This is a genomic window from Oscillospiraceae bacterium, from assembly GCA_031265355.1.
Taxonomy (GTDB): Bacteria; Bacillota; Clostridia; order Oscillospirales; family UBA929; genus JAIRTA01.
Map to the genome: position 1 here is coordinate 24670 of JAISCT010000045.1, position 9573 is coordinate 34242.

Annotated in this window: 10 protein-coding genes; all 10 read left to right on the top strand. The window is 64.9% G+C overall.

Annotated features, from left to right (window positions below):
* The first annotated feature begins 23 nt into the window (after positions 1 to 23).
* The 10 genes from lon to LBK75_06530 all read left to right on the top strand — a co-directional run bounded on the left by lon (position 24) and on the right by LBK75_06530 (position 9494).
* Positions 24 to 2456 (top strand): endopeptidase La, encoded by a 2433-nt coding sequence (lon, locus tag LBK75_06485; protein ID MDR1157940.1) that lies wholly within the window; start codon positions 24 to 26, stop codon positions 2454 to 2456.
* The gene (gene yihA / locus LBK75_06490; protein MDR1157941.1) at positions 2429 to 3052 is read left to right on the top strand and encodes a ribosome biogenesis GTP-binding protein YihA/YsxC; all 624 of its coding nucleotides are present in this window, start codon (positions 2429 to 2431) and stop codon (positions 3050 to 3052) included. The genes lon and yihA overlap by 28 nt, the downstream gene beginning before the upstream one ends.
* Positions 3049 to 3810, top strand: a complete 762-nt coding sequence (locus LBK75_06495) for a fumarylacetoacetate hydrolase family protein (protein MDR1157942.1) — start codon at positions 3049 to 3051, stop codon at positions 3808 to 3810. Before yihA ends, LBK75_06495 begins: the two co-directional genes overlap by 4 nt.
* 109 nt (positions 3811 to 3919) lie before the next feature.
* Positions 3920 to 5221, top strand: a complete 1302-nt coding sequence (gene lysA, locus LBK75_06500; GenBank protein MDR1157943.1) for a diaminopimelate decarboxylase — start codon at positions 3920 to 3922, stop codon at positions 5219 to 5221.
* Between the two features lie 52 nt (positions 5222 to 5273).
* Positions 5274 to 5684, top strand: a complete 411-nt coding sequence (locus LBK75_06505) for an Asp23/Gls24 family envelope stress response protein (GenBank protein ID MDR1157944.1) — start codon at positions 5274 to 5276, stop codon at positions 5682 to 5684.
* Positions 5681 to 6130 carry a transcription antitermination factor NusB gene (gene nusB / locus LBK75_06510; GenBank protein MDR1157945.1) on the top strand — a complete coding sequence of 150 codons (450 nt, stop codon included), beginning with the start codon at positions 5681 to 5683 and terminating at the stop codon, positions 6128 to 6130. Before LBK75_06505 ends, nusB begins: the two co-directional genes overlap by 4 nt.
* Entirely contained in the window at positions 6127 to 7083 is a 957-nt protein-coding gene (locus tag LBK75_06515; protein ID MDR1157946.1) for a hypothetical protein, read from the top strand. The genes nusB and LBK75_06515 overlap by 4 nt, the downstream gene beginning before the upstream one ends.
* Positions 7084 to 7126: 43 nt before the next feature.
* Entirely contained in the window at positions 7127 to 8329 is a 1203-nt protein-coding gene (gene xseA, locus LBK75_06520) for an exodeoxyribonuclease VII large subunit (GenBank protein MDR1157947.1), read from the top strand.
* Between the two features lie 20 nt (positions 8330 to 8349).
* Complete coding sequence (gene xseB, locus LBK75_06525; protein ID MDR1157948.1) at positions 8350 to 8598, top strand: exodeoxyribonuclease VII small subunit; 249 nt, start codon at positions 8350 to 8352, stop codon at positions 8596 to 8598.
* 2 nt (positions 8599 to 8600) lie between these two features.
* Complete coding sequence (locus tag LBK75_06530) at positions 8601 to 9494, top strand: polyprenyl synthetase family protein (protein ID MDR1157949.1); 894 nt, start codon at positions 8601 to 8603, stop codon at positions 9492 to 9494.
* Positions 9495 to 9573: the final 79 nt, after the last annotated feature.

Genomic DNA, 9573 nt, shown 5'->3' on the forward strand with positions numbered 1-9573 from the left:
GTTGGCGGAGGGGAGGCCTGTCTGTGAGCGAGGCTGTGCGGCAGCAGATGCCGCTTTTGGCCCTGCGGGGTATCACGGTATTTCCCAAAATGCTGATCCATTTCGACGTGGGCCGGGAAAAATCGGTCCGCGCATTGGAGAGAGCCCTGTCGTCCGGACAGCTTATCTTTCTTGTGTCGCAGCGGGACATGGGCGCGGCCGACCCCACGTTGGCCGACCTCTACGAGGTGGGTACGGTCGCGCGCGTCTGCCAGATTTTGCGCCTGCCCGGCGAGAACATGCGGGTCCTCGTCGAGGGCCTGACGCGCGCGCGCGTCGTCGACATGGTGCAGTTTGAGCCGGAGTTCATTGTCGAGGTGCTGACGCTGACTGTTTCCCGGCGGCGCGCGTCCGTGCAGAAGCAGCAGGCGTCCATGCGCGCGGTCCGGGAGCTCTTTGAGACATATGCGCGGCTCACCGCTCGGATCGCGCCAGATGTGCTGACGAGCGCGGACGGGACACAGGACCCGGGGTACATGGCCGATTACATCGCCCAAAACATGGCTGTCCGCCACGAGGAGAAACAGGCGATCTTAGAGCAGCTCCACGGGATGCGGCGGTTGGAGCAGGTGATGTCGCTGCTGCAACAGGAGATTGAGATTCTGGAGATTCAGAGAGACATCCAGACCAAGCTGCACCAGCAGCTCGAGCAGCATCAAAAGGAGTATTACCTGCGGGAGCAGATCAAAACCATTCAAACCGAGCTTGGAGAACGGGAGGATCTGGCCGACGAGGTGGATGCGTACCGGGCGAAGATCCACGCGTTGCGTCTGGACACGGAGATCGAGGAAAAGCTTCTGCAGGAGACGGGCCGGCTGTCGCGCATGACGCCCGGCTCCTCCGAGGCGACGGTGGTGCGCACCTGGCTCGATGCCTGCCTCGCACTGCCCTGGCGCAAGTCGACCCGGGACCGGCTCGACATTGCCGTGGCGGAGCGCCGGTTGAATGCCGATCACTACGGGCTTGTCAAGGTCAAGGAGCGCATGCTGGAATTTTTGGCGGTGAAAGCGCTGACGCCGCATCTGCAGAGCCAGGTGCTCTGTTTGGTCGGCCCGCCCGGTGTCGGCAAGACCTCCGTGGCCCAGTCGGTGGCGCGGGCCATGGGACGCAAACTGGCTCGGCTGTCGCTGGGCGGTGTGCGCGACGAGGCGGACATCCGCGGGCACCGCAGGACCTACATCGGCGCGATGCCGGGGCGCATCATGAACGCGCTGCGGCAGGCAGACAGCCGCAATCCGGTGCTGGTGCTCGACGAGGTGGATAAGATGGGCCACGACTTCCGGGGCGATCCGGCGGCGGCCTTGCTGGAGGTGTTCGACCCGGAACAAAACGGGACTTTCCGCGACCACTACTTGGAGCTGCCGTTTTCGCTGTCGGAGGTCCTGTTTATCACGACGGCCAACACGACGGAGACCGTCCCGCGCGCGCTGCTCGATCGCATGGAGGTCATCGAGCTCACGAGTTACACCGGTGAAGAGAAAGTGCAGATCGCGTCACACCACCTGCTGCCCAAGCAGTTGGCGCGCCACGGACTCAAACGGACGCAGCTTCGGCTCTCCGACGACGCGCTGCGCGAGATCATTGCCGCTTATACGCGGGAGTCGGGTGTGCGCGAATTGGAACGGATTTTGGCGGCGCTTTGCCGCAAGGTGGCGCGACAGATTGTGGCGGACGATGTGAAGCGGCGTTCACTCGGGGTCGGAGATCTGATAGCGCTGCTCGGTGTGCAGCGCTATCGGACCGATCGTCTGCGCCGCGCCCCCGAGGTGGGCGTCGCCTCAGGCCTCGCGTGGACGCATGTGGGCGGCGAGCTGTTGGAGGTTGAGGTGGGCGTCGTCGACGGCAGCGGGAAGATCGACTGCACCGGTAATCTGGGCAATGTGATGAAGGAATCGGCCCGGGCCGCGCTGACATACATCCGCAGCCGCAGTGTCGCGCTCGGCATCGAGGCGGATTTTTATAAGACCCGCGACATTCACATCCACTTTCCCGAGGGAGCCACGCCGAAGGACGGTCCCTCCGCCGGCATCACCATGGCGGTTGCCATGGTGTCGGCTCTCACGGGCGCGCCCGTGAGAGCCGAGGTAGCCATGACGGGGGAGATCACGTTACGCGGTCGGGTGCTGCCCATCGGCGGGCTGAAGGAGAAGACCATGGCCGCCTTCCGGGCGGGCGTGCGTACGGTGATCCTTCCGCGTGAGAACGAGAAGGACCTGCAGGACATCGACCCCACCGTGCGCGGCGCGCTGCAGTTTCTGATGGTGGAACATATGGACGCGGTGCTCACCGCCGCACTGGACATGACATTGCGGGAGGGGCGGTCCCTGCGCAAGACGGCGCCTGTTCTGCCGGCCATGCCGCCGCTGGCGATGACGGCGGGGGAGGACATATGCCCACACGGCGAACCGGTGTGTTGAAGAGGCTCAATCTGCACCGGGCGGAGTTCGTTCTCTCTGCCGCCGCGCCGTCGCAGTTCATCCGGGACGGTCGGCCCCAGTTCGCGTTTGCCGGGCGGTCCAATGTGGGCAAATCCTCGGTCATCAACCGGCTCTTAAACCGCCGCAATTTCGCGCGGGTGGGGGACACGCCGGGCAAGACCGTGCACGTCAACTACTTTCTGATCGACGAGGCGGTCTATTTTGTGGACCTGCCCGGCTACGGCTACGCGCGGGTTTCCCACGGGGAGAAGCGCCGCTGGGCCGCGCTGATGGAGTCGTTTTTTACCGAGGCGCCCCTCACGATGGGACTGATCATCGTGGACATCCGACACACGCCCACCGCCGACGACAAGACGATGACGGGTTATTTTCAGCAGACATGCGCGCCCTTCGCCGTGATCGCCAACAAGGCGGACAAAGTGAAGCCTTCGCAGAGAGCGGCGCGGCTGGAGGACGTCCGCGCCACCCTGGTGCTTGACCCGGCGGTGGGGCTGATTCCCTTCTCGGCGCGGACAGGGTGGGGCCGGGACGAGGTACTCGCCCTGATCGACAAAACGAGGGAGGCAGCCCCATGAGATGGATCCGTTGCGCGCATCCCAGACACCGTGGCTGGGCGGTGGTCGAAGGGGCGTTGGTTCGTCCGCTCGACCGGGCGCCGTGGCTGCATCCGGCGCCGGGCACCGAGACCATTCCGTTGCGGGAGGTCAGGTTGTTGGCGCCTGCCGAGCCCTCCAAAATTGTGGCGGTGGGGAAAAATTACTCCGAACACGCGCGGGAACTGGGCGGAGAGGTGCCGGAGCACCCGATTCTGTTCTTAAAGCCGCCCACCGCCATCCAGGACCCGGACGCGCCCATCGTGTACCCCCGTCTCGCGCGGCGGGTGGATTACGAGGGGGAATTGGCGTTCCTTGTCGGCCGGACGGCGCGCCATGTGCCGGCCGCGCGGGCCGCCGATTACATTGTCGGATACACCTGTTTCAACGACGTGACGGCGCGGGACATTCAAACGGCGGACGGACAGTGGACAAGGGCCAAGGGCTTTGACACCTTCGCGCCCGTCGGGCCCTGGCTCGTGGGCGGCCTTGACCCCGCCAACCTGACGCTCACGACGCGGCTGAACGGGGTGGTGCGGCAGCGCGCGTCCACGGGGCAGTTTTTGTGGACAATTCCGGAACTGCTCGCGTTCATCACCGCCGGCATGACGCTGCTGCCGGGCGACCTTGTTACGACGGGTACGCCGGTGGGCGTCGGCCCCCTGTTGCCCGGCGATACGGTGGAGGTGGAGATCGAAGGCATTGGGCTGCTGCGCAATCCGGTGGAGGCGGAAAAGTGAGATAGTACCTTGTTGCCGCGAAGCGGCAACAAAAAACAAGAATTTGGGTTGTGGGTTGCAGGTGCAACCCACATTAGATGAGATAGTATGGGATGTAAGGAGGATGGCCATGAGCCTTTTCAGCGAATCTTTGGGTGTGGATGCAAAAGGGCATTTGACGCTGGGCGGAGTGGATGTGCCCGCGCTGGCCCGGAAGTACGGAACGCCGTGTTACCTGATGGATGAGGATGGGATTCGAAAGACCTGCCGTGCTTTCAACGAGGCGATGCGGGCGCACTACGGCGGTGAATTTTTGATAGCTTACGCCAGCAAGGCGTTGTCCGTCTCCCATCTGTACCGGGTCATGTACGAGGAGAAGATGGGTTTTGACGTCGTCTCCGGCGGCGAACTCTACACGGCTCTGCGCGCCGGCGTCCCGGCCTCGGCTCTCTATTTCCACGGGAACAACAAGACGGAGGCGGAGATCCGCATGGGCCTTGAGGCGGGTGTGCGCCGTTTTGTCGTCGACAACCGGGAGGAGCTGGCGGCCCTGCACCGGCTGGCGGGGGAGAGCGGACTTCGGCCGGACATCTCATTTCGCATCAAGCCGGGCGTGGAGGCGCACACGCACGAGTTCGTCCAGACGGGCCGGATCGACTCCAAATTCGGCTTGGCGCTGGAGACGGGAGAGGCGGAGGCGGTCATCGGCGAGGCGTTGGCGCTGCCCCATGTGAACCTCGTCGGACTTCACTGCCATATCGGGTCTCAGATCTTTGACGCCGAGCCTTTCACCCATACGGTGGCCGTCATGATGACGTTCATGGCCGCCGTACGCGACAAATTCGGCCACACGCTGACGGAACTCAACCTGGGAGGCGGGTTCGGTATCCGCTATCTGCCCTCCCACCGGCCGCGCTCCCTTGAGGAAGTCGTATCGCTCACGGCCGGGGCCGTGACGGAGCACGCGCGGCGCCTCGGTCTGCCCCTGCCGGCGTTGGTGCTTGAACCGGGCCGTTTCCTGGTGGGGCCTTACGGGATCACCGTGTACACGGTGGGGTCGGTGAAAGAGATCCCGGGGGTGCGCACCTATGTGGCGGTGGACGGCGGCATGACGGACAATCCGCGCTTTGCGCTCTACGGCGCCGAATATGAGGTCGTGCTGCCGGAGCGGATGGAGGACCCGCGCGACACGGTGGTGACGGTGGCCGGCCGCTGCTGTGAGTCGGGCGACCTGTTGGCCCGCGACGTCGGCATCCCCGCGCCGCGGGCGGGGGAACTGCTGGCCGTGCTCGGTACAGGCGCGTACAATTACTCGATGGCGTCTAACTACAACCGTGTGCCCAGGCCCCCGATTGTCGCGGTGTCGGGTGGGACAGATCGGGCGATCCTGCGCCGCGAGACTTACGAGGATCTCGTGCGCAACGATCTGTAAAATTACGGCGGGGGGAGAATCTCCGGCCGTTAAGACAAGGAGGGTGTCCACCATGAGTGAAAAATCCGAAAATATCATCCACACCGACGAGAACGGAACCATCCACATCTCGGAGGACGTCGTCGCTTCGATCGCGGCGCTGGCCGCCACGGAGGTGGAAGGCGTGGCGTCGCTGTCGACCGGCACGGAGTGGCTGGGCCGCAAGAACCTGACCCGCGGCGTGAAGATCGTGCTGGAGGAGCGCCGGACTAGCCTGACCGTTTCGCTGTCGGTGCGCTACGGTTTCCCGGTGCAGACGGTGGCGCGCCAGGTGCAGGAGAAGGTGCGTGAGGCCGTGGAGTCCATGACCGGCCTTACGGTGACCGGTGTGGACGTCAACGTGAGCGGCGTCAGCTTTGACAAGTCCGCCAAAGAGCCGAAGGCGCCCAAAGCGGCGGGGCGCCCCCCCAAAGCGACGCCATGACGAGGTCGGCCGCGCGCGAGATCGCCGTGCAGATTTTATACGCGCTCTCCTTCGAGGCGCAGACGGCGGAGGAAATCCTGACGGAGTGGCTTGCCGCCGCGTTTTATGAGCGCCTGGCCGAAGAGGACGAACTCTACGGCAGCCCGCCGGGGCCGGAGGAGGCGGAGTATATCCGCACGCTGGTGTTGGGGGTTGTGAACCACATGCCGGAGATCGACTCCTACATCGAGAAGTATTCGATTGGTTGGGAGTTTGGCCGGATCCCCCGGACGGCGTCCATGGCCATGCGCGTGGCCATGTATGAGGTGCTCTACCGGCCCGATGTGCCGAACGCCGCCGCGATCAACGAGGCGGTGGAGATCGAAAAGCACTACGACACGCGCGAGGTTGTCTCCTTCGTCAACGGGATCCTTGGCACGTTCTCCCGTTCGGAGACCGTGCCGTGAGCCGCCGGTACCTCGGGATCGACACCAGCCACTACACGACGTCGTTGGCGCTGTACGACGCCGGCGCGGGCGAGATGCGTCAGGCGCGCCGCCCGCTCGCGGTGCCTGACGGGCAAGTTGGTCTGCGGCAGAACGAGACGGTGTTTCAGCATATGAGCGCGCTGCCGGGGCTGCTGGACGAACTGGCGGACGGAGCGGCGGCCCTGCCGTCGGTTGCTGCCGTCGGTGTGTCGGACCGTCCGCGCGACGTCGAGGGCTCCTATATGCCCTGTTTCACGGTCGGGTTCTCGGCGGCCCGCCTGCTCGCGCGAGGGCTCGGCGTGCCGGTGCGGACTTTTTCGCACCAGGCGGGGCATGTGGCGGCCGCGCTGTGGTCGGCGGGGCGGGAAGTGCTTGCGTCGGAGCCGTTCTTGGCCTGGCATGTCTCGGGCGGCACTACGGAGCTGTTGCTGGCGCGGCCTGACGAAGCGCGCGTATTTGCGCTGGAGAAAGTGGGCGGCACCGAGGACCTGGCGGCCGGGCAGCTCGTCGACCGCGTGGGGCGGCGGCTGGGGCTTTCGTTCCCGGCCGGGCCCGCGCTGGAGGCGCTGGCGGGGGACACCGTCTGGCGCGGACGGACGCCGGCGGTCTCGGAGGGGTCGTTTTCGCTCTCCGGCCTGCAGAACCGGGCCGAGAGGATGATTGACGAGGGCGCGGCGCCTGAGACAGTGGCGGCCTTTGTGTGCCATGCGCTGGCGCGGACGTTGTTTGAGGCCACCGTCCGATTGCTGGCGCGTCACCCGGGTTTGCCCGTATTGGGCGCGGGCGGCGTGATGGGAAATCGGATCATCCGGGACGCGATGCGCCCATTGGGAACAGCGTTCCCAACTGTTGAATATACGTCGGACAACGCCGCGGGCCCCGCGCTGCTGGCGGCTTGGACGGACGGTGAATCCAACCGCGCGGCGGGATAGAGACGTCCGTGCGGTGCGCCCGGCGGGGCGGGGAGGGGCGGAGATGACACAGCCCATTTTGTCGGTATCCGACATCAACCAATACATCAAGGCGTGGATGGACGGGCAGCCGGTGCTGGCCCGCGTTTTGGTGCGCGGCGAGGTGTCGAACTATCGGAAGTATCCGTCCGGGCACCATTACTTCACCCTGAAGGACGCCGGCGGGGTGCTGCGCGCCGTCATGTTCCGCACCGAAGCCGCCTCGCTCCGGTTTGTGCCGGAGGACGGAATGACGGTGGTGGCCGGCGGGCGTGTGAGTGTCTTCCCCCGCGACGGACAGTACCAGATCTACTGCACGACGCTGTCGCCGGAGGGGATCGGAGACCTGACACTGGCCTTTGAACAGCTTAAAAAGAAGCTGCTGACGGAGGGGCTGTTTGATGGCGCCCACAAAAAGCCGCTGCCCCGGTTTCCCCGGATGGCGGCGCTGATCACGTCGCCGGTGGGTGCGGCGGTGCGGGATATGCTCCGCATCATGGAGCGCCGTTGGCCGCTGTGCCGGGTGTTGGTGGCGCCGGTGCGCGTGCAGGGTGAGGAGGCCGCGCCGGAGATCTGCCGGGCGATCGCTTATGTAAACAGACACCGGTTGGCGGACGTGATCATTGTCGGGCGCGGCGGCGGCTCGATGGAGGATCTGTGGGCTTTCAACGAGGAGAGCGTGGCCCGCGCCATCTTTGCCTCGGAGATCCCGGTGGTCTCGGCCGTAGGGCACGAGCCGGATGTGACCATTGCCGACTTTGTGGCTGATGTGCGGGCCGCCACCCCCACGCACGCCGCCGAGCTGGTGACGCCGGACCAGTCGGAGTGGCGGGTCTACGGAAGCACCTGCGCCGCGCGGCTGAACCAGACGGTCGGCGCATTGCTGCGGACCCGGCGGGAGCGGCTTGCGTCACTGGCCGCCAAGCGGGTGCTTACAAGCCCCGCCGTCTATGTGCAGGACAGGCGGATGCTGCTCGATCTCACACACCAGCGGCTTGTGGGCGCCGCGTCGGAGGTGCTGCACAGGCGTAAGCAGGGCTTTGTGGAACTTGTGGCCAAGCTCGATGCGCTAAGTCCGCTGTCGGTCCTTACGCGCGGCTACGCGATTGCCACGGGGCCGGACGGAAGGGTATTGAAGGAGGCCGGCGCCGTACGCCCAGGGGACCCCATTCGCCTGCGCCTCATGCGCGGAGAAGCCCATTGCATTGTGCAAGATACAGTGCAATAAGAGCGGGGGAGGAAGTCCGAATGGAAAAGACAAAAAAAGAAAAAACACCGTCTTTTGAGAAGGCGGTGACGCGGCTGGACGAGATTGTGGCCAAGTTAGAGAAGGGTGATGTTCCCCTGGAGGAAGCGCTGGCGCTGTTCGAGGAGGGGACGAAGCTTGTCGCGCTCTGCGGCGGTCTCCTTGACAGCGCGGAGCAAAAAGTCAGGATGCTGGCCCGCGCCCAGGAGGAGGACGATCCGGCCTTTGTGCCATTTGAACCGGAGGAATGACGATGCCTGTGGATTTTCAATCTCAGTATGAGTCGTACCGCCAGATGGTGGAATACGGGCTTGCGGAATATCTGCCCAATACGCAGATCGCGCAGGCGAAGCTGCTGGACGCCATGCTCTACAGCGTCTTCAGCGGAGGTAAACGCATCCGGCCGGTGCTACTGTTGGCCTTTTGCGAGACGGCCGGCGGCGACACACGGGCGGCACTGCCTTTTGCCTGTGCGCTGGAGATGATCCACACCTATTCGCTCATCCACGACGACCTGCCCTGCATGGACGATGACGACATGCGCCGCGGCCGCCCGGCGAACCACCGGATGTTCGGTGAGGCCAGCGCTGTACTGGCCGGCGACGCCCTGCTCTCCGCGGCGTTTGAGACGATGCTGGACGCCGACTATGTGGAGGATACGCCGCCCGCTGCGGTACTGTCGGCCGCCCAACGCATTGCGTGGGCGTCCGGCCTGTACGGTATGGCGGGTGGGCAGCTTTTGGATCTGGAGACAGAGACGTTTGACCAGAGCGTCGAAGGAATCACGGCGCGGCACCTGCTCAAGACGGGTGCGTTGATCGAAGCGGCGGCGGAGGTCGGCTGCGAACTGGCCGGCGCCTCCCGGGAGCAGTTGGCGGCGGCGGCCAGCTTTGCCCGCTGCCTCGGACTGGCGTTTCAGATCCGAGACGATTTGTTGGACGAAGAGGGGGACCCGATGATCACTGGCAAGCTGACGGGTGTGGACCGGGAAAACAACAAAGTCACCTTCCTCAGCCTCCTGGGCCGTGACGAGTGCGTTCGGATCATCGACGACCTGACGAGGGATGCCATCGGTTACCTCACCCCATTTGAAGACCGCGCTTTCCTAACCTGGCTGGCCGAGGACCTGGCCCACCGAAAAGGGTGAGACCCCGCCGTTACCGAAAACGCCGCGGTACTCCGCGCCACGTTTTGTCACGTTAAAGCATGTGTGAAATCAAGTGAAA